16 protein-coding genes and 1 tRNA gene are annotated in these 19,198 nt (G+C 73.5%); 10 read left to right on the forward strand and 7 right to left on the reverse strand.

The window, feature by feature from the left end; all coding sequences use genetic code 11:
* The first annotated feature begins 273 nt into the window (after positions 1 to 273).
* The 4 genes from ACPU2J_RS14635 (at position 274) to ACPU2J_RS14650 (ending at position 2,883) form a co-directional block, all read left to right on the forward strand.
* Positions 274 to 981, forward strand: a complete 708-nt coding sequence (locus ACPU2J_RS14635; RefSeq protein ID WP_423833411.1) for a helix-turn-helix transcriptional regulator — start codon at positions 274 to 276, stop codon at positions 979 to 981.
* Between the two features lie 89 nt (positions 982 to 1,070).
* Entirely contained in the window at positions 1,071 to 1,502 is a 432-nt protein-coding gene (locus ACPU2J_RS14640; RefSeq protein ID WP_361594802.1) for a nuclear transport factor 2 family protein, read from the forward strand.
* Positions 1,503 to 1,714: 212 nt separating this feature from the next.
* A tRNA-Arg gene (locus ACPU2J_RS14645) sits at positions 1,715 to 1,787 on the forward strand.
* Between the two features lie 232 nt (positions 1,788 to 2,019).
* On the forward strand, positions 2,020 to 2,883 hold the full coding sequence (locus tag ACPU2J_RS14650; RefSeq protein ID WP_423833412.1) for a nitroreductase/quinone reductase family protein: 864 nt from the start codon (positions 2,020 to 2,022) through the stop codon (positions 2,881 to 2,883).
* Here ACPU2J_RS14650 and ACPU2J_RS14655 read toward each other — a convergent pair.
* From ACPU2J_RS14655 to ACPU2J_RS14670, 4 genes are all read right to left on the reverse strand, one after another.
* Positions 2,786 to 4,123: an ATP-binding protein gene (locus tag ACPU2J_RS14655; protein ID WP_423833413.1), complete on the reverse strand. Its 1,338-nt coding sequence runs from the start codon at positions 4,121 to 4,123 to the stop codon at positions 2,786 to 2,788. The genes ACPU2J_RS14650 and ACPU2J_RS14655 overlap by 98 nt on opposite strands.
* A gap of 152 nt (positions 4,124 to 4,275) precedes the next feature.
* On the reverse strand, positions 4,276 to 4,479 hold the full coding sequence (locus ACPU2J_RS14660) for a hypothetical protein (protein WP_361594808.1): 204 nt from the start codon (positions 4,477 to 4,479) through the stop codon (positions 4,276 to 4,278).
* Positions 4,480 to 4,622: 143 nt separating this feature from the next.
* A complete protein-coding gene (locus tag ACPU2J_RS14665) occupies positions 4,623 to 6,533 on the reverse strand; it encodes an MFS transporter (RefSeq protein ID WP_423833414.1) in 1,911 nt (636 codons plus the stop codon).
* Between the two features lie 124 nt (positions 6,534 to 6,657).
* Positions 6,658 to 9,345: a hypothetical protein gene (locus ACPU2J_RS14670; RefSeq protein WP_423833415.1), complete on the reverse strand. Its 2,688-nt coding sequence runs from the start codon at positions 9,343 to 9,345 to the stop codon at positions 6,658 to 6,660.
* A 185-nt stretch (positions 9,346 to 9,530) separates the two neighbouring features.
* On the opposite strand from ACPU2J_RS14670, the gene ACPU2J_RS14675 reads away from it, so the two are divergent.
* The 3 genes from ACPU2J_RS14675 to ACPU2J_RS14685 all read left to right on the forward strand — a co-directional run bounded on the left by ACPU2J_RS14675 (position 9,531) and on the right by ACPU2J_RS14685 (position 11,909).
* Positions 9,531 to 10,268 (forward strand): GOLPH3/VPS74 family protein, encoded by a 738-nt coding sequence (locus ACPU2J_RS14675; RefSeq protein WP_365080482.1) that lies wholly within the window; start codon positions 9,531 to 9,533, stop codon positions 10,266 to 10,268.
* 348 nt (positions 10,269 to 10,616) lie between these two features.
* Positions 10,617 to 11,501, forward strand: a complete 885-nt coding sequence (locus ACPU2J_RS14680) for a helix-turn-helix domain-containing protein (protein WP_423833416.1) — start codon at positions 10,617 to 10,619, stop codon at positions 11,499 to 11,501.
* A 198-nt stretch (positions 11,502 to 11,699) separates the two neighbouring features.
* On the forward strand, positions 11,700 to 11,909 hold the full coding sequence (locus ACPU2J_RS14685) for a DUF397 domain-containing protein (protein WP_361594816.1): 210 nt from the start codon (positions 11,700 to 11,702) through the stop codon (positions 11,907 to 11,909).
* A 121-nt stretch (positions 11,910 to 12,030) separates the two neighbouring features.
* Here ACPU2J_RS14685 and ACPU2J_RS14690 read toward each other — a convergent pair whose 3' ends face one another.
* Together ACPU2J_RS14690 and ACPU2J_RS14695 are read right to left on the reverse strand one after the other, a co-directional pair.
* Complete coding sequence (locus ACPU2J_RS14690; protein WP_423833417.1) at positions 12,031 to 12,888, reverse strand: hypothetical protein; 858 nt, start codon at positions 12,886 to 12,888, stop codon at positions 12,031 to 12,033.
* Between the two features lie 59 nt (positions 12,889 to 12,947).
* A complete protein-coding gene (locus tag ACPU2J_RS14695; RefSeq protein WP_423833418.1) occupies positions 12,948 to 13,451 on the reverse strand; it encodes a hypothetical protein in 504 nt (167 codons plus the stop codon).
* A 360-nt stretch (positions 13,452 to 13,811) separates the two neighbouring features.
* Here ACPU2J_RS14695 and ACPU2J_RS14700 point away from each other — a divergent pair, with 360 nt between their 5' ends.
* Both ACPU2J_RS14700 and ACPU2J_RS14705 read left to right on the forward strand, forming a co-directional pair.
* Positions 13,812 to 14,594, forward strand: coding sequence for an SDR family oxidoreductase (locus ACPU2J_RS14700; protein WP_423833419.1), 783 nt, complete (start codon positions 13,812 to 13,814; stop codon positions 14,592 to 14,594).
* Between the two features lie 40 nt (positions 14,595 to 14,634).
* Positions 14,635 to 17,211, forward strand: coding sequence for a bifunctional FO biosynthesis protein CofGH (locus tag ACPU2J_RS14705; RefSeq protein ID WP_423833420.1), 2,577 nt, complete (start codon positions 14,635 to 14,637; stop codon positions 17,209 to 17,211).
* Positions 17,212 to 17,264: 53 nt separating this feature from the next.
* Here the strand turns inward: ACPU2J_RS14705 and ACPU2J_RS14710 are convergent, their stop codons facing one another.
* Positions 17,265 to 17,390 (reverse strand): hypothetical protein, encoded by a 126-nt coding sequence (locus ACPU2J_RS14710; RefSeq protein ID WP_420080505.1) that lies wholly within the window; start codon positions 17,388 to 17,390, stop codon positions 17,265 to 17,267.
* 558 nt (positions 17,391 to 17,948) lie between these two features.
* On the opposite strand from ACPU2J_RS14710, the gene ACPU2J_RS14715 reads away from it, so the two are divergent.
* Positions 17,949 to 19,151 carry an ADP-ribosylglycohydrolase family protein gene (locus ACPU2J_RS14715; RefSeq protein ID WP_423834968.1) on the forward strand — a complete coding sequence of 401 codons (1,203 nt, stop codon included), beginning with the start codon at positions 17,949 to 17,951 and terminating at the stop codon, positions 19,149 to 19,151.
* Positions 19,152 to 19,198: the final 47 nt, after the last annotated feature.

Raw genomic sequence — 19,198 nt, forward strand, 5'->3', positions numbered from 1 at the left:
TCCACGGCCCCGGCGGAACACCGGGGCCGACCCGTGGTCAGCCTATGCAGCGGGCCTGTCGTCCTCACGCGGCTTTCACGCCGACCAGCGACAGCCCGTTTTCGGCCACATCCGGGCGGCGAGAAGGAGCCCGGCGGCGCGCAACGGGAGGGGCCCGCACACCGGGTGGCCGTCGTCGCCCGGTCCCGCCGCGACCCGTCGGCGCCCGCCGGCGCGACCCACCGGTCCGATCCCCGGGCGTCCGGGGCCCGGTATCGGCTACGGTCCTTCGGTGTGAACCGTACCGAGCGGCTGTACGCCCTGGTGGAGGAGTTGCGTGCGGTCTCGCCCCGCCCGCGCAGCGCCCGGTGGCTCGCCGAGCGCTTCGGCGTCAGCATCCGCACGATCGAACGCGACCTCGGCGCCCTGCAGCAGTCCGGCGTGCCGGTCTACGCCGAACCGGGCCGCAGCGGCGGGTACGTGGTGGACAAGGAACACACCCTGCCGCCCCTGACCATCACCCCGGCCGAGGCCGCGGCGCTGGCCGTGGCCCTGCACCGGCTGTCCGACACCCCGTTCGCCGCGGACGCCCGCTCGGCGCTCCACAAGGTGTTCGCCGTCATGCCCGAACGGGAGCGCCAGGCCGCGCGCGAACTCGCCGCCCGGGTACGCCTCACCGTCAACCCCGTACGTCCCTCCGAGCTCCCCCGCACCCTGCGCGAGGCGCTCTCCACCGGCCGGCTGCTGCACCTGCGCTACGCCGACGCCCGGGGCGCGACCGCCGACCGCACCGTGGAGCCGCTGGGCTTCCTCGGCGGCGACCACTGGTACCTCGTCGGCTGGTGCCGGCTGCACTCCGGCGTACGGGGCTTCCGCCTCGACCGCATCCGGGAGGCGCGGGCCCTGGAGGAGACGGCGGAGCCCCGCCCGATGGACCTGTCCGAACTCGGCACCCTGGGAGGCGCTCTGGTCCCGCTCGACGAGCTCTACAGCTTCGCTTGAGCCGCCTCCCGGGGGCCTAAACACCGACAGGGGGTTGTCGCCGGCGGCCCGGAGGCTGGGTGACCACGAACCGACCACGGAGGGCACCCATGTCTGCGACGACGACCCCCACCACCGACTCCGCACAGCTGACCCGCGAGGCCGGGACCCGCCTGGTGGAGGGCTGGACGGCGCTCTGGAACGGAGACGTCGCCCTCGCCGAGCGCATCCTCGCCCCCGGCTTCCGGCTGCACTTCGCGGACGACTTCGACGGCACCGGCTCCGCCGCCACCTTCGGCCAGGAGGAGCTGATGGCGTTCATCTCGGCCAACGGCCACGCCCTCACCGGCCTGACCTTCGCCGCCGACGCCGCGCCCCTGGTCGACCCCGAGCGCGGCGAGATGGCCTGCCGGTGGATCGAGAGCCAGGACGGCGGCCGCGGCGAGACCGTGGTCCGCAGCGGCATCGACATGTTCGCGGTGACGGACGGCAGGATCTCCTCCGTGTGGTCCCTCACCGGAAACCGCCGCTTCGCCGGCTGACCCCACCGGCCGCCCCACCCGCCACAGCACCCGATCACCGCAGGTCAGCGAGGAAAAAACCAGCCCTGGAGAACGGCAACGCCTTATGGGGGCGCATCCGTGCAACACGATCCGCTAGGCTGTCGGTGGCCAGTTGGCTACTGGGCGCATGCCAGGGGACGAGTCCGCGAGGACGTCGCGCCCGGCACGCGCGCATGCCGACCGTCCAGTGCGCCTTCGTAGCTCAGGGGATAGAGCACGGCTCTCCTAAAGCCGGTGTCGCAGGTTCGAATCCTGCCGAGGGCACAGCGTGTGGGCCCCCAGCCGTCAGCGGCTGGGGGCCTTCGTCGTGGGTGTGGTTGTATGGCCCCCGTGTCGCGTGACGCCGCCTACTGAGATGTGGGCCGGGCGGTGGTCGGGCAGGCACCTGTTCAGAAGGACCGGGCCCATGGGCGCTTACGCCACCGGCTACGGGTGATCTCCCTCGGTTGTTCCGCCGCCATCCGACGCGCACACACCGTGAGGACTTCCACACCCCGTGTCATCCTTTTCTTCTTTCAACCAGAACGTCATCGACGAGTTCAGGGCGAACGCCGGCAAGGTCGGCGGCCCCTTCGAGGGGGCCGAGCTGCTCCTGCTCACCACCACCGGAGCCAGGAGCGGCAGGCCGCACACCGTGCCGCTCGGCTTCCTGCGCGACGGGGGCACACCGCTCGTCGTCGCCTCCGCAGCCGGCGCCGACCGGCACCCCGCCTGGTACCACAACCTGCTCGCCCGGCCGCTCGTGCAGGTCGAGACCGGATCCGAGGAGTACGAGGCCGTGGCCGTCCCCGCCGAAGGGGCCCGCCGCGAGGAGCTCTTCGCCCGCATCGTCCGGGACGAGCCCGGCTACGGCGCGTACCAGGAGCGGACCGCACGGGTGATCCCCGTCGTGGCCCTCCACCGCAGCCACGAACCGGCCGTCGACGAGGGCGGCATCGCCGGGAAGCTGCTGTCCGTGCACGGCTGGCTGCGGGCGGAGCTCGCGCTGCTGCGGGAGCTCGTGCGGGAGGAGCCGGCCGACGGCGGCCGCGGCCCGGCCCCGCTCGGGCTGCAACTGCGCCAGCACTGCCTGGCGTTCTGCCATTCGCTGGAGTTCCACCACCGCAGCGAGGACGCCGGCCTCTTCCCGTACCTGGAGCAACAGCACCCCCACATGCGGGAGTTCTTCCGCCGCATCGGGGAGGAGCACCGGATCGTCGCCGGACTCCAGGAGGAGCTGGTGCGCGCGCTCGACGCTCCGGGCGGGAACGCGAGCGGGGGGTTCAGCGAGCGCGTCGCCCGCATGAGCCGGGAGCTGGAGGCTCATCTCGACCACGAGGAGGCGCAGTTGCTTCCGGTGCTGCGGGCCCTGGAAGCGTGATGCGCGCCTCGGCGCCACCCTCCTCCCGGTTGCGGAAGACGAGGGTGGCGCCGAGGACCCGGGCCTGTCCTGCGGCGATGGTCAGGCCGAGGCCGTGGCCCTTGCTGGTGCCCTCCGTACGGAACCGCTGCGGGCCGGTGGCGAGCAGGTACTCGGGATAGCCGGGGCCGGAGTCGGCGACGGTCAGGGAGGGCCCGTCCACGGTGACCGTGACCGGGGCGGCGCCGTGGCTGTGGGCGTTGGCCACGAGGTTGCCGAGGATCCTCTCCAGGCGGCGCCGGTCGGTCTCCACCCGCACCCCGGAGATCACGGTCAGGGCGGTGTCGGTGCCCGACGCGCGGATCGTGCGCGCCGCCAGCTCGGCCAGGTCGCAGGAGTCGGGGTCGACGTGCTCGGTGCGGGTGTCCAGCCGGGAGATCTCCAGCAGGTCCTCGGTGAGGGAGCGCATGGCCTGCACCCGGTCGCGCACGAGCTCGGCGGGACGTCCGGGCGGCAGCAGCTCGGCGGCCGCGTTCAGGCCCGTCAGCGGGGTCCGCAGCTCGTGGGCCACGTCCGCCGTGAACCGCTGTTCCGCTTCGAGCTTGCCCTGCAGCGAGGAGGCCATGGTGTCCAGGGCACGGGAGACTGCGGCCACCTCGTCCTTGTTGCGCGACCTGTCGTCGACCCGGGCGTCCAGGTCTCCGGCGCTGATCCGGCGGGCGACCTGCGCGGTCACGTGCAGGCGCCGGGTGATCCGGGTGACGCCGACCGCCCCGATGAGGAGGGTCACGCCGATGGCCAGGCCGGAGGAGCCGAGGATGGCCCGGTCCAGTTCGGCGATCGTGCGCTCGGCGCCGCGGAAGTCCACGGACACGGCTATCGCCGCACCGTGCTCGGCCGGGCCCGCCGCCCACATCACGGGGCGGCCCCGGGAGGTGCCGACCGCCGTGCCGCGCTTGCCGGCTGCCGCGAGGGCGCGCAGCTCGGGGGGCAGCCCGGCGGGGTCGAGGCCCTCGCCGCGGGGCATCCGCGCACCGTCCTCGTAGGCCTCGATCGTCCGCTCCAGCCGCAGGAGCGCCTTCTCCCGGGCCGTTCCCACGGTCTGGCGGGTCATCGCGCCGTGCACGAGGCAGCCCAGCAGTGCGGCGAGCCCGCAGCACATGAGGGTGATGAAGACCGTGGCCTTCCAGGTCAGGGTCGAGGTCCAGGCGGGCAGACGCGGCTGCGGCCGCCGCCGCGCGCCGCGCTGCGTGTCGTTCATGGCTAGGTCACGGTAATGCGCCCACCCCGGTGCGTGAGCGGCGGGATCCGGCCTGATCCGGCCGGATCCCGCCGCTCACGCCATTCATGCCCGCACGGGAGGGTCGTCCGCTCACGTGCGGGGCGTCCGCGCGTCCGGTCCCGCGCGACGGTTCAGCTCAGGCCGCTGGTGCGTTCGCCGATCCGGTCGCCCTGCGGAGTGCCGGCCCGCTTGAGCTCGGCCTTCGTGTGCAGTCCGCCCTTGACCTTGCTCCGCACCGGACCGTCGAAGCCGTGGCCCGGGGAGCGCGGCGGCCGTGCGCCTTCCTGCGCCCGCTCGATGGCGGCTCGGACGTCCCGCTTCTGCTCTTTGCTCATCCCGTCGTCAACTCCCTCAGGAAGCACCCAATCGGACTACTGGGATCGTATGCACATATGGGTATCGACGCACCCGGACCGGACGGTAAAGAATCCGGGACGGCGACCGGCCCCCGGACCGGCCCGGGCCCCGCCGGACCGGATCAGGGAGCGCCGGGACCACGGACCGGGACGGGCCGCTCCGGCGCCCCCACCGCCTCGTGCACCAGCTCCTCCGGACAGGGCGTGCCCCGCGGCAGCTGGTACTTCGCCGCCACCCGGTACTCCCCCGGCGCCGGCGCCAGCAGCTCCGTCCACACGTCGCCCTCGGCGTCGGGCTGCGCCTTGAACAGGCACCCGGCCGCGTTGTCGAACTCCTTCGGCTCGGACCGGTCCGCCTTCGACGCGGCCGTCTCCTGCGGCGGCGCCACCGGCTTCCCGGCCGCGTCCACCAGCCCCAGCCACGGCGAGTGCGGGATCCGCACCAGGACCCGCCCGGCCTGCTTCACGTCGACGACCAGCCGGTCGGCGCCCGCGCGCACCACGGTCGCGGGGCCCGCCACCAGGTTCGCCGGGTCCTGGACCTTGAACAGCCGCCAGTTCGCGTCGCCCCACACCTGCTGGAGGTACGGCAGCCCGCCGCGCACCAGCTTCGCCTCGTCCTCGCCGCCCGAGTCGGGCTTGTCGGCGGGCAGCACCACGTAGTGCACGGCCCAGCGCTCCAGCCAGGACCGGTAGCTCTCGGCGGTGAGGGTGTCGTCGTAGAAGAGCGGATTGCGCTCCAGGTCCGCCTGCCGGTTCCAGCCGCGCGCGAGGTTCACGTACGAGGGGAAGGCGGAGGACTCGCGGTGGCTGCTGACCGGCACGACCTCGACCCGGCCGCGGTCCGCGCCCGCCTTCTGCAGCTGGTCGACGAGCGGGGCCAGCTCCCGGTTCCAGGCGGCCACCGGGGTGGTGCGGACGATGTCCGTGACGCTGTTGACGGTGATCCAGGTGTTCAGCCCGACCAGCGCGAGCAGCACCCCGTACCAGCGGCGCGTGCGCGGCACCTCGTAGGCGAGTGCCGCGAGCAGGACGGCGCCGCCGAACAGCATCACCATGCGGGTGACGTTCGAGCCGACCTGCGAATCGATCAGCCAGGTCAGGAAGACGCCGAGGGCGTAGACGGCGGCGGCGATCCGGACCGTCTTCCAGCGCTTCGGCACGAGGAAGAGGATCAGCACGGCGAACAGGAACGGCAGCCCGGCAGACCCGATCTTCATCGGCTGGGTCCCGGAGAACGGGAACAGCCAGGCCGACAGGCCCACGACGGCCACCGGCGCCAGCCCGAGGGCGTACGCGCCCGGGCGCCGCCCGCTCAGGAACAGCGCGGCCGCGATCACGCCGAGGAAGAGACCGGCGACGGGGCTCGCGGCGGTCGCGAGGCCGGCCAGCGGCGCCGCCACGGCGGCCTTGGCCCAGCGCCGCTCGGCCCACTTGCGGGGCCAGCAGAACACCGCGGCGACCGCGCCGAGGGCGAAGAGCACACCGAGGCCGAAGGTCACCCGGCCGGAGAGGGCGTTGCAGAAGAGCCCGTACACCCCGGCGAGGGCGGGCCACAGCGGCTCGCGCACGGCACGGCGGCAGCGGGTGAGGATCAGCGCGAGCAGCCCGGCCGACACGGTGCCCGCGATCATCATCGTGGTCCGCACGCCGAGAACGTGCATCAGGTACGGCGAGACCACGCTGTACGAGACGGGGTGCATGCCCCCGTACCAGGCGAGGTTGTAGGCGGAGTCCGGATGGCGGCCGACGAACTCGGCCCAGGCGTCCTGCGCGGCGAGGTCACCGCCGCTGTTGGCGAAGCAGAAGAACCAGACGACGTGCAGGACGGCGGCGACGAGGGTGGAGACGGCCACCGGGTGTCGGCGGCAGCGGCCGAGGAACCCGCCGGACCGGGTGGTCGCGGCGGATTCCGGAGCGGATGCCGGGGAGGGCAGCCGCTGCGGTGCGGAGGAGGGGGCGGCGGGCGCGACGCCGTCGCCGGGCGACGCGATCGTCGCCGGACGCCGGCCCTGCTGCTCGGCGGTGGTCACTGCGCACTCCCCAACCCGTGGATCCGCACCGGCGCACACCTGCGTGCCCCGGGTCCCAAGACGCGGACCGGCGCCCCGGGGTTGCCCGGGGCGCCGGTCCGCGCCGTACCGTCGTCCGGCACCGTCAGCCGACGCGGGTCAGCTTGCTGCCGATGCCCGGCGAGGCCAGGTCGCTCTGCAGCGCGACCGGCACCTTGACCTGGCTGGCACCCTCGCCGACGGTCAGCAGGCCGACCTCGGTCCCGGCCTTCGCCGTCTGCGGCATCGGGCCGCCGCCGTTGCCGAGCTTCACGTCGACGGTCAGCGAGGCCCAGCCGATCGCCTGGACGTCCGCGGTGGCCACGACCGGCGTGCGGCCGCCGAGGCCGTCGTCGACGTAACCCACGACGTCGCCCTTCTTCACCACGGTCGCACCCTCCAGGGACTTCTGGGTGGCGACGAGGAGCTGCTTGCTCGCGGCGAGCACGCTGTCGATGATCGGCGGCTTGTGCTGGCCGAGGACGGCTCCGACGATCAGCTGGTTGGTGTTGCCGATCTTCTTCTGGGCGGCGAAGAGCAGGTTTCCGCCGGCCTTCGTCGTCGTGCCCGTCTTGATGCCGAGGGAGTCGTTGAACGGCACCAGGCCGTTCCAGTTCCGCCACTCCTTGCCCGACGGGTCGACCCACTTGGGCTTCTTCGTGATGTCGAGCAGCGTCTCGATCTCGACGAGCTTGAGCCCCAGCTTCACCTGGTCCTCGGCGGTGCTGACCGTGGTCGCGTCCAGGCCCGAGGGGTCGGTGTAGGTGGTGTTGGTCATGCCGAGTTCCTTGGCGGTGTCGTTCATCTTCTTGACGAACGCCTCCTGGGAACCGGCGTCCCAGCGCGCGAGCAGCCGCGCGATGTTGTTGGCCGACGGGATCATGATGGCGGCGATCGCGTCGTACTCCGAGATCTTGTCGCCCTCCTTGACCGTGTCGAGGGTGGACTCGTTGTTGACGGAGTCGTTCTTCTTGCCCTCGGTCTCGGCCGTCTTGTCGACGTCGATCATCGCGCCCTGCTCACCCTTCTTGATGGGGTGGTCGCGCAGGATGATGTACGCCGTCATCGACTTGGTGACGCTCGCGATCGGCACGGGCTTCTGCTCACCGGACTGGCCGAGCGTGCCGAGCCCGGCGGCCGCCATGTACGCCTGGCCCTCGGAGGGCCAGGGCAGCTGCGGCTTGCCGCCCTCGAAGGTGTACGAGGACTTCGCGGTCATCACCAGGGTCGGCTCGGGCAGCGGGCGCACCAGCTGCACGATGCCCAGGATGATCGCCAGCAGCACGACGAGCGGCGCGTAGATCTTGAACCGCCGGATGGCGGTGCGCAGCGGGCTCGGCGGCGGGGGCGGGTTGTTCGTGAGGTCCGCCAGCATGTCGAGCGGCGGCTTGGGCGGCAGCGGCTGCTGGGTGGTGCGCTCGGTCCGGTCCGCCGCGCGGTCGAACCGCTTCGTGGTGGTCTCGGAGGCCGCGGAGCCGGGCGGGGCCGGCGGGGCGAGCTTCTTGTCGAACCGGAGGCCGGGGCCCGGCGTGGGCGTGGGCGACGGCTTCGGCGTGGAGGCGGGGGCGTCGTCGCCGTCGGTGCGCAGCGGTACGAAGGTGCTGGCCTTCGGCGCCGCGCCCGACTCGGGCTTGGCGGCGTCGGGCTTCGGCGCGTTCGGCTTCACGGCGCGGATGACCGTGGTGCCGGTGTCCTCCGCGGGCCGGGCGGCCGGTGCAGGGCCCGCCTTCGGGGCCCGGAAGACGGCCGTGCGCTCGCTGTCTTCCGACGGCTCGGCGGCGGCCTTGCCGGAACCGGAACCGGAATCCGAAGCGGAATCCGGAGCGGGGGCCTTCGGAGCGCGGAACACCGCGGTGGTGTCGCTGTCGCCCGAGGGCGCCGCGTCCGGCCGGGGCGCACGGAAGACGGCGGTGCGCTCGCTGTCGGCCGGCTCGTCGGCGGTGTCGCCACCGCGGGTCGGCGCATCCGGCTTCGCCGGGGCGGCCTTGGCACCGCCGCCCTTCGTCGCGTCGCCGTCCGCCTTCACCGTGGCCACGCGCGGAACCCGGAACACGGCGGTGCGCTCACTGCCCGCATCGGCAGATCCGGAACCAGAAGCGGAATCTCCACCGGCGTCGGTTTTCCGGTCAGCGTCCGCACCGTCGGCGCGCGCGCCGGAACCGGAGTCCGGGGCGGTGTTCGCCTCGCCGGCGGGCTTCGCGGCGGCGGCCCGCTCAGCGGAACCCCTGTCGGCGCCGGTGTCCCGGGCGGCGTCCGCGTCGTCGGCGGGCTTCGCAGCCGGTCGTCCCGCGGCAGCCGGGACCGGGGCGGAGGCTCGCTCCTCGACCGGGTCGGCAGCGCCGTCGGCGGGCTTCGCAGCGTCGGCGCGCGTACCGGAACCGGAGTCCGGGGCGGGCTTCGCCTGAGGTGTCGGCTCGTCGGCGGTCGGGGGGTGCTCCTCGCGCGCCGGCGCGGGCTCGTCCGTCGTGGCGACCCAGGCCGCCACCGCCTCGCGCAGCGCGTCACGCTGCCCGGCCTCGGTTTCGGCCACGGCTTCGCTCTGGGTCTCGGAGGCGGCCACGGCCTCGGGCTCGTCGTCACCGGCAGCCGCACCAGCGGCAGCGGGCTCGTCGTCGCCGGCCGCCGCGCCAGCGGCCTCGGCTTCGGACGCCGCCCCGGTGTCCCCCGCACGGGCGACACCGCCCTCGGGATCCCGCGGCCGGAACACCGACAGCCTCGGGTCACGTTCCGCGGACGACCGCGCCGCCCCCGGCGCTGCTTCATCTACCGACTTGTCGGGGGACTCGCCCGCCACCGCTCCTCCTCATCGCCGCCACGTTCGGCTGTCCGAATGTCTAACAGTGTCCCGTCTAGGGGGCATCGCCCCCGTGCCAGACGAGAACGACATAGCTGCGGGTTCCCCCACAAAGCGGCCACGCGCTCTCGACAGATGAATGTGAGAGGCGTCACCCTGTCACTCATCCACGCGGGGAGGCATGGATGGGCAGGAGCCGCAGAACAATTCCGGAGGAGCTTCTGCTGCTCGCCTTGGACCCGGCCACGGGTACCACGGCGCAGCCGCAGTCGCTCGACCTCGGCCTGGCCGGGGCACAGCTAGTGGAGCTGGCTCTGGCAGGACGGATAGCCCCTGATGGGGATCGTATCGCCGTGGTGATGCCACGGCCGACAGGAGATCCGACTCTGGACTCCGCACTGGAACTGCTGCGCAGGCGCGGCAGCCCGGTACGGGCCGTCCACTGGATCGGCGGACCCCGGCTGGGGCTCCGTCAGATTTACCTCGCCCATCTGGAGCGCTGCGGCATGGTCCATGCCGTCGCGGGACAGATGTGCGGTGTCCTTCCGACGACTCGCTACCAGGCGACGGACACGGACATCAGCCGGGAGATCCGAGCCCGGCTCGACAGTGCGATCCGCACCGGCGTACCGCCGGACCCGCGGACCGCGGCGCTCGCCGCGCTGGCCCACTCGGTCGGCCTCGGCAAGCACCTGTACCCCGGCAACGAGGGGCGTTCCTCCAGGTCCCGGCTGCGGGACCTGATCCGGCACGACCCGATGGGCGGACTCGTGGCGCACGCCGTGATGGACGTCCAGAACGGTGTGGCCGCGCAGCCACGCCGCGACCGCGCACCGGCACCGCCGGCCGCCCGGGCCACGGCGAGCGGCGTTCCGCTGCAGCCGCGCCGGACGGGTGCGATGGCCCGCGTGGCCGCGCACTGATCCACCCCCGGTGAACGGCCGGGATCCCCCCGGACCCCGGTCCCGTACAGCTCCACCGCAACGCGTCCGAACCGGCATCGCATCGCAACGCATTCGCAATGCCGCCATCGCTCCGAGCACGACCACAGCACCGCCATCGCCGCGTCCGGCGTCCGTGAGGATCCGGTGCGGGAGCCCGCCGGCGCGCGGGGTGTCAGGGCCGGTCCGCCGACCCCCGTCACCTCGCGCGTCTGTGTTTTTCCCTGCCGTTCCCCAGCGGCGCCGCCCGCTTCGGTGGCAGTCTGCTCAGCATCAGACACGCAGAGAGACAGCTGCTGCACGACAGAAGAAGGCGGAGGTGCCGTTCCCGTGGCGTCCAATGTCAATCCCACCGTCCGACGCCGCCGACTCGGGATGGAGCTGCGCAAGCTCCGCGAGGACAAGGGCATGACGGCCGAACAGGTCGCCGAGCGCCCCCTCGTCTCCCAGTCGAAGATCAGCCGGCTGGAGAACGGCCGTCGTTCCATCAGCCAGCGCGACGTCCGCGACCTGTGCGACGTGTACGAGGTCGAGGACCGCAGGCTGATCGACTCCCTCATGCAGATGGCGAAGGACTCCCGCCAGCAGGGCTGGTGGCACGCCTTCGGCGACATCCCGTACAGCGTCTACATCGGCCTGGAGACGGACGCGGCCAGTCTGCGCACCTACGAGCCCCTGGTGATCCCCGGGCTGCTGCAGACCACGGAGTACGCCCAGTCCCTCGTGCGCGGCGCGTGGCCGGAGACCGCCCCGGCCGACGTGGAGAAGCGCGTCCAGGTCCGGATGCACCGCCAGAAGCGGCTCTCCGAGACCGACAACAACAACCCCGACCTCGGTCCGCTGCGCCTGTGGGCGGTGATCGACGAGGCGGCGCTGCGCCGGCGCGTGGGCGACGTCCGGCTGATGACCCGGCAGCTCGAGTACTTGATAAAGCAGTCGGAGCAGCCGCACGTCACCGTGCAGGTGATGCCCTTCGAGCTGGGCGCGCACCCCGGCGTGAACGGCCAGTACGCGATCCTGGAGTTCCCGGACGCGTCGGACTCGACGGTGGTCTACATCGAGGGCGTGACGAGCGACCTCTACCTGGAGAAGGCCAACGACGTCCAGAAGTACAGCGTGATGTACGAGCACCTGCGCGCCCAGGCCCTGGGCGTGGACCAGACCAGGGACTTCATCCAGAACATCATCAGGGAGTATTCCGAATCGGCGGAATAGTCCGGGAATGCCGGGTACGAGCCGTGAAGGGGTCGGAACCGTACACCGTCACCTCCCGGCCACAGAAGGCCTGAATGGAATATGCCACCCGGTCGGGTGAATGCTTCCTTCACCCGTCAGGAGCTGCCGGTAGCGTCGCTCGAGTCGGCCGGAAATGGCCGACGAGCCACCGGAACTACTCGCTCACCGGAGAGAAACATGGCCATTCACCTGGGCTCCAACGACAACTGGGTCAAGTCCTCCTACTCCGCCAACGGCGCCTGCGTCGAGGTCAAATCCCCGGCCGTGGCGGCGATCGCCGTCCGCGACTCCAAGGTCCAGGACGGCCCGTCCCTCACCTTCGCGCCCGGCTCCTGGACCGCCTTCGTCGCCGACGTCACCGAGGGCCGGCCGGGGCGCCTCGTCTGAAGACCGCCCGGCACCCCGCCCTCCGGGGCGGCCGCACCACCGACCGGAGCCCTCTCGACCGACCCGCCGTCTTGGCCGAGGGGGCTCGGCCGTGTCCGCGTGCGAACGGCGGCCGCGGCGGTCAGCGCAGGAGGTCCACGTACCGGTCGGTGCCCGGCACCGTCGGGATGAACGGGGCGACCAGCTCCACCCGCCCCAGCCCCGCCTCCGCGACCTCCGCGTCCAGCCCCCGGAAGCGGTCCCAGCAGGTCCGCGGGTCCTCCTCCAGGAACCACAGCAGCGTGAGCCGGGTGTCGACCCCCTCCACCTGCCTGACGTACGTCATCCGGTCCCCGGGCAGGGGGGTGGGCCGGAAGACCGTCACCATGGCGGCCGGCGAGCCGTGCAGCCGCTTCGGCAGGGCGCGCGAGCGCAGCCACTCCAGCAGCACGGCCCGCTGCTCCGGGCCGTCGGCGTCGACCACCTGCAGCACGAGGCCCGCGTACGGGTGGTCGAGGGCGTGGAAGTCCCGCGGACCGGCGGCGCCGTCGCGGTAGACGGTCGCCTCGTGGTCCTGGAACGCGGTGAAGACGTGGGTGCGCGCCTGGTGGACCCGGCCGTCGCGGCCCAGCCGCTTGTTGATCCCGACGGTCCACTTCATGTGCTCGTCGTAGCGGCCGTCGGTGATCCAGTACGTCGACAGGTAGCAGCCGGTGGTGACGGGCTGGGCCACCGCCGACTTCTCCGGGTAGCGCAGCTCCTGGAGTTCGCGCGTGGCCACCCACCGGCGCCCGGCGTACATCCAGGGCATGGCCATCGCCCCGGCGTAGTAGTGGTCGTCCTCGTACCAGCGGTTGTACGCGTACTCGTGGCCCGGGTGCGGCTCCACCATGGTGATCAGCGCATGGCCGGGGCGGACGCCGTAGGGGCCGACGGCCGCGAGCGCCGCGTAGTCCTCGGCACGGGTGTCCTGCTGCGGGTCCTGCTCTGCTGTCGTCATGGCAACGGTGTAGCTGATGCCACGTCAGATGGGGAGCCCCGGGCGCACCCGAACCGGCCTCAGTGCGAGATGCCGACCTTCAGCAGGACGATGAGCAGCCCGAGGAAGAGGTTGATCACGCCGGCCAGCGCCATCATCCGCCGCGAGGCCCCGGCCCGGCTGGCGGCCACGGTGGCCCATCCGATCTGCCCGACGAGCGCCACGATCAGCGCCAGCCACACCGTCCCGTGCCCGCCCAGGCCGAACCAGGGGCTGACGGCCACGGCGAGGGCCGGCGGGACGGCCGCCTTGATGATGGGACGTTCCTCCTTGGACGTCTCCCGGACGGCCTGCCAGCTCAGCCGCTGCACCATCCGGGCCCCGAACAGCCGCGCGAAGACGTGCGCGGCCCAGAAGACGATGCCGGTGCCGAGGAGCAGCACGATGAGTTCGAGCCGGGGGAACGGGCCGGGTGCACCGGCACCGACCACCACGGACGCGGCGAGCATCGAGCCGTAGACGGCGCCGGAGTAGTCGGCCTCACCGGCCGGGCGGTCCCGGCGGCGCGGTACGGGCGCGGTCACGCGCCCGCGACCCGCAGGGGGTGCCATTCGAGGGTCTTCACCGGGCTCTCCCTTCCGCGCGGGGGCGGGACCACCGATCCAGCCCCATTGTGCCGCCGCCCGCCCTCCCGGGCATCCGCACCGGCCCCGGCCCGGGGGCGTACGGGGCGCAGGGCCGCCGGACGGGGCGGGAGGGCCGGGGGGGCGCCCGGGGCGTCTCCCGGGCACCCGTGCGGCGGCGGTCGCCGGGTGGGCGGCCCCGCCCACCCCCTGCCCCCCCTCTCCGCCTCTTCCCACCGCCGCACCGCTCCCCTAGCCTGACGACCCGTCAGATCCATGCGCCGGGCAGCACCCCGGTACGGACCGCCGCGGAGGACCGCCATGCTGCTGCAAGGGAAGACCGTCATCGTCTCCGGCGTCGGGGCGGGACTCGGCCACCAGGTCGCCGCCGCCGTCGTCCGGGACGGCGGCAACGCCGTTCTCGGCGCACGGACCGAGGCCAATCTCGCCAAGTCCGCCGCCGAGATCGACCCCGACGGACGGCACACCGCCCTCCTCCCGACCGACATCGGCGACGAGCGGCAGTGCGAGGCGCTCGCCGCCCTCGCGCGCGAGCGCTTCGGCCGGATCGACGCCGTCGTGCACGTCGCCGCCTGGGACTCCTACTTCGGGGGCCTGGAGGACGCCGACTTCGGGACCTGGCAGCAGATCATCGACGTCAACCTGCTGGGGACGCTGCGCATGACCCGCGCCTGCCTGCCCGCCCTCAAGGAGAACGGCGGGGCCGTCGTCATCATCGGCACGCAGTCCGCCGTCGCCGCGCCCAACGAGGTGCAGCAGGCCGCCTACGCCGCGTCCAAGGGCGCCCTGACCTCCGCCATGTACTCCATGGCGCGTGAACTCGGCCCCCACCGGATCCGCGTCAACACCGTGCTGCCCGGCTGGATGTGGGGGCCGCCCGTACAGGCCTTCGTCACCTTCACCGCGCACACCGAGGGGGTGCCCGAGGCCGAGGTGTACGCGCGTCTGACCCGGCGGATGGCCCTGCCCGACCTCGCCACCGACGGGGACGTCGCCGACGCCGCCGCCTTCCTCGCCTCCGACCGGGCCCGGGCGATAACCGGCCAGTCCTTGCTGGTCAACGCCGGTGAGCTGATGAGATGAGCCACACCGTCGCCGGCGCGTCGGATCGTATGCTCGCCACATGACCACTCCGAGTGACGCTCCGACCGACAACGCGATGCGCCGCGCACTGCGACGGGCCCGCGACGGCGTCGCGCTCGACGCGACCGAGGCGGCCGTACTCCTCCAGGCGCGCGGCGAGGCCCTGACGGACCTCGCCGCCTCCGCCGCACGCGTCCGGGACGCCGGCCTCGCCGCCGCCGGCCGGCCCGGTGTCATCACGTACTCGCGCAAGGTGTTCATCCCCCTCACCCGTCTCTGTCGGGACAAGTGCCACTACTGCACCTTCGTCACCGTCCCCGGGAAGCTGCGCCGCGACGGCCACGGCATGTACCTCTCGCCGGACGAGGTCCTCGACATCGCGCGCAAGGGCGCGGCGATGGGCTGCAAGGAAGCGCTCTTCACTCTCGGCGACCGTCCCGAGGACCGCTGGCCCGAGGCCCGCGAGTGGCTCGACGCGCACGGCTACGACGACACCCTCGCCTACGTCCGTGCCATGGCCGTCCGGGTCCTGGAGGAGACCGGCCTGCTGCCGCACCTCAACCCCGGCGTCCTGTCCTGGTCCGAGCTCCAGCGCCTCAAGCCCGTCGCCCCGTCCATGGGCATGATGCTGGAGACCACCGCGACCCGCCTGTGGTCCGAGCCCGGCGGCCCGCACCACGGCTCCCCCGACAAGGAACCGGCCGTGCGGCTGCGGGTGCTGGAGGACGCCGGCCGCTCGAACGTCCCCTTCACCACCGGCGTGCTGATCGGCATCGGGGAGACGTACGAGGAGCGCGCCGACGCCCTCTTCGAGCTGCGCCGCGTCCAGCGCAGCTACCACGGCATCCAGGAGGTCATCGTCCAGAACTTCCGCGCCAAGCCGGACACCGCCATGCGCGGCATGCCGGACGCGGAGCTGGAGGAGCTGGCCGCCACCGTCGCCGTGGCCCGGCACATCCTGGGCCCGAGCGCCCGCATCCAGGCCCCGCCGAACCTGGTGGACGCCGAGTACGCCCTGCTCATCGGCGCGGGCATCGACGACTGGGGCGGCGTGTCCCCGCTGACCCCCGACCACGTCAACCCCGAGCGGCCCTGGCCGCACATCGAGGAGCTCGCCGCCCGCACCGCGGCCGCCGGGTTCGAGCTGCGCGAACGCCTCACCATCTACCCGGAGTTCCTGCAGCGCGGCGAGCCCTGGCTGGACCCGCGGCTGCTGCCGCACGTACGGGCGCTGGCCGACGCCGACACGGGCCTGGCGGACGAGTCCGCGACCGTGGAGGGCCGGCCGTGGCAGGAGCCCGACGAGGGCTTCGCCTCCTACGGACGGACCGACCTGCACGCCGCCGTCGACACGGAGGGCCGCACCGGGGACCGGCGCGAGGACTTCGACCACGTCTACGGCGACTGGGAGGCCCTGCGCGAGGCGGCGGCACCGGGCATGGTCCCCGAGCGCATCGACACGGACGTGCGCGCCGCCCTCGCGCAGGCCGCCGACGACCCGGAGCGGCTCACCGACGACCAGGCGCTGGCCCTGCTGCACGCGGACGGGCCGGCCCTGGACGCGCTGTGCCGTGTCGCCGACGACCTGCGCAGGTCGGTGGTCGGCGACGACGTCACGTACATCGTCACGCGGAACATCAACTTCACCAACGTCTGCTACACCGGCTGCCGTTTCTGCGCCTTCGCGCAGCGCCGCACGGACGCCGACGCCTACACCCTCTCCCTCGAGCAGGTCGCCGACCGGGCCGCGCAGGCCTGGGAGGTCGGCGCGGTCGAGGTCTGCATGCAGGGCGGCATCCACCCCGACCTGCCCGGCACCGCGTACTTCGACATCGCGCGGGCGGTCAAGGAGCGTGTCCCGGGCATGCACGTGCACGCCTTCTCCCCGATGGAGGTCGTCAACGGCGCCACCCGCACGGGCATGTCCGTACGGGACTGGCTGACGGCGGCCAAGGAGGCCGGCCTGGACTCGATCCCGGGGACGGCCGCGGAGATCCTGGACGACGAGGTCCGCTGGGTGCTGACCAAGGGCAAGCTCCCGGCAGCGGACTGGATCGACGTGATCACCACCGCGCACGAACTGGGCATCCGCTCCTCGTCCACGATGATGTACGGGCACGTGGACCAGCCCCGGCACTGGCTCGGGCACTTCCGCACGCTGTCCGGGATCCAGCAGCGGACCGGCGGCTTCACCGAGTTCGTGACACTCCCCTTCATCCACACCAACGCCCCGGTGTACCTGGCGGGCATCGCGCGGCCCGGGCCGACGGTCCGCGACAACCGGGCGGTGACGGCGATGGCCCGCCTCCTGCTGCACCCGCACATCACCAACATCCAGACGAGCTGGGTGAAGCTGGGCGCGGAGGGCGCGGCCGAGATGCTCCGGTCCGGGGCCAACGACCTCGGCGGGACGCTGATGGAGGAGACCATCTCGCGGATGGCGGGGTCGGGTTACGGCTCGTACAAGTCCGTCCGGGACCTGGTCGCGATCGCGGAGGCGGCGGGGCGGCCCGCGAAGGCCCGTACGACGCTGTACGGGGAGGTGCCGCAGGAGCGGCAGGACACGGCCCGCGCCTCGGACGGGCACCTGCCTGCCCTGTTGCCCGTGCTGGACTGAGCACGACGGAGGGGGTCCGCGGCCGCCGCCCGGCCCCCCTCCCCCGGTGTCCGTCAGCCGACCAGCAGGTCCTTCCGGAGCTGCTTCAGCTCGCGGGAGTCGATGCCGAGGCCGTCCGGCGGAGACCGTCGGATGAACGAGGTGTGGCCGGTACCGACCGACTCGGAGGCGAGTGGCAAAACGTGCCACCGGCCAGATCGGCGGCCGAAAGCGTTCGCATTCCGGCCGATCTCCGCCCACTTCCGCGCCTCTTGGCGCACCGTTTCCGGATCCGATCGAACATGTCCACTACAGTGCGGATTCCGCGTGCGCGGCAGGTGTGAGCCGGGCGCCGGGCATCGGATGGACGGTTCGGCGGGGGCACGGTGCCGGGGGTGGACGAAGTGATCGGTACGAACGACGACACGGGCGCGGGCCCGACGACGGACCCCGGCGCGGTCACGCGGCCGGCCCGGCCCGCGGGCGACGGCCCGGCAGCATCCCCCGCGGCGGCCGCGGCCGCCGGAGCGCCGCGGCCCGAGGCCCGCACCACGGACCCGGACGGAACCGCGGGCACGGGCGGAACCGCGGGCACCGGCGCAGGCGCAGGCCCCGGCACGAGCCCGGCCCAGGGGCCGAGGACCGACCACGGCGACCGCGGGACCCCCGGGGGCGCGGCCGCGGCGCGGCTGCGCGGCGCCGCCCCGGCCGGGGCACCGCATCCCGCCGCGGCACGGTCCCCGACTCCCGCCGGCGGGATCCGTACCGGCCTGTGGGGCCGTTCCGAGCAGCAGGACTTCCGCAGCCGGATCCGCGGCACCCTCCTCGGGGCCGCCCTCGGGGACGCCCTGGGCGCCCCCCTCGCCGGGCTCTCCCTCGACGCCATCCGCGAGGCGCACGGCCCGGACGGAGCAGCCGGACTCACGCCCTTCCACGGCCGCCGCGGCACCGTCACCGCCGCCACCCAGCTCACCCTGTTCACCGTCGACGGGCTCATACGGGCCCACGTGCGCCGGGACACGGGCGCCTGGCACCCGCCCACCGACATCCACCGCGCCCACCGCCGCTGGTACGCGACCCAGCACGAGTGGGGCCCGGACGAGCGCCGCACGGACAACGGCTGGCTCGCGCGCGAGGAATGGCTCTACGCCCGCCGCGCCCCCGACCGCGCCTGCCTGTCCGGGTTCGCCGAGGACGCCCTCGCCGGGCCGGACCGGCCCCGGAACCCGACGGCCCGCGGGCCGGCCGCCGCCACCCGCTCGGCACCGTTCGGGCTGCTGTTCGGCTGGGAGCCCTCGCTGGTCCTCCAGTTGTCCGTGGAGTGCGCCGCGCAGAGCCACGGACACCCCACCGCGCACCTGTCGGCCGGCGCCTTCGCCGTCATCGTCCACGGCCTGACCCGCGGCGACTCCCTCGACTCCGCCGTCCAGCGCACCCTCGGCCTGCTCGGCGCCCGCCCCGGTCACCAGAGCGTCACCGACGCCCTCCAGCGGGCCCTGTCCGCCGTCGCCCAGGGTCCGCCCGGCCCCGAGGTCGTGCAGTCCCTCGGCGCCGGAACCGGCCCGAAGGGACCGGCCGCACCGCGGCCGGTCGGCACGCCGAAGGCGACGGACGCCCCCGGAGGACCCGACGCGGCCGACGGTGCGGACGGACCGGACGCAGCCGACGCCCTCGCCGTCGCCGTGTACTGCGCCCTGGTCGCCGAGGACCTCGCGCACGGCCTGCGCCTCGCCGTGAACCAGGGCGGCGACTCGGCCGCCGCGGGCGCGCTGTGCGGGGCGCTGCTCGGCGCCCTCCATGGAGAAACGTCCCTGCCGGGCGCCTGGCTCTCCGAACTCGAGGGCCGCGCCGCCCTGCTGGAGATCGCCGACGACTTCGCCCTGGAGATGACGCAGGGCCCGGCGCTGCACGGCCCCGCCGCGCCGTCCTCCGGCTGGGCGGACCGCTACCCGGCGGGCTGACGCCCCCTCAACAATCGTGCGCCCAGCCCGTACCGTGGCGGGTCCCA

The sequence above is a fragment of the Streptomyces manipurensis genome, from assembly GCF_049570255.1.
Classification (GTDB): domain Bacteria; phylum Actinomycetota; class Actinomycetes; order Streptomycetales; family Streptomycetaceae; genus Streptomyces; species Streptomyces manipurensis.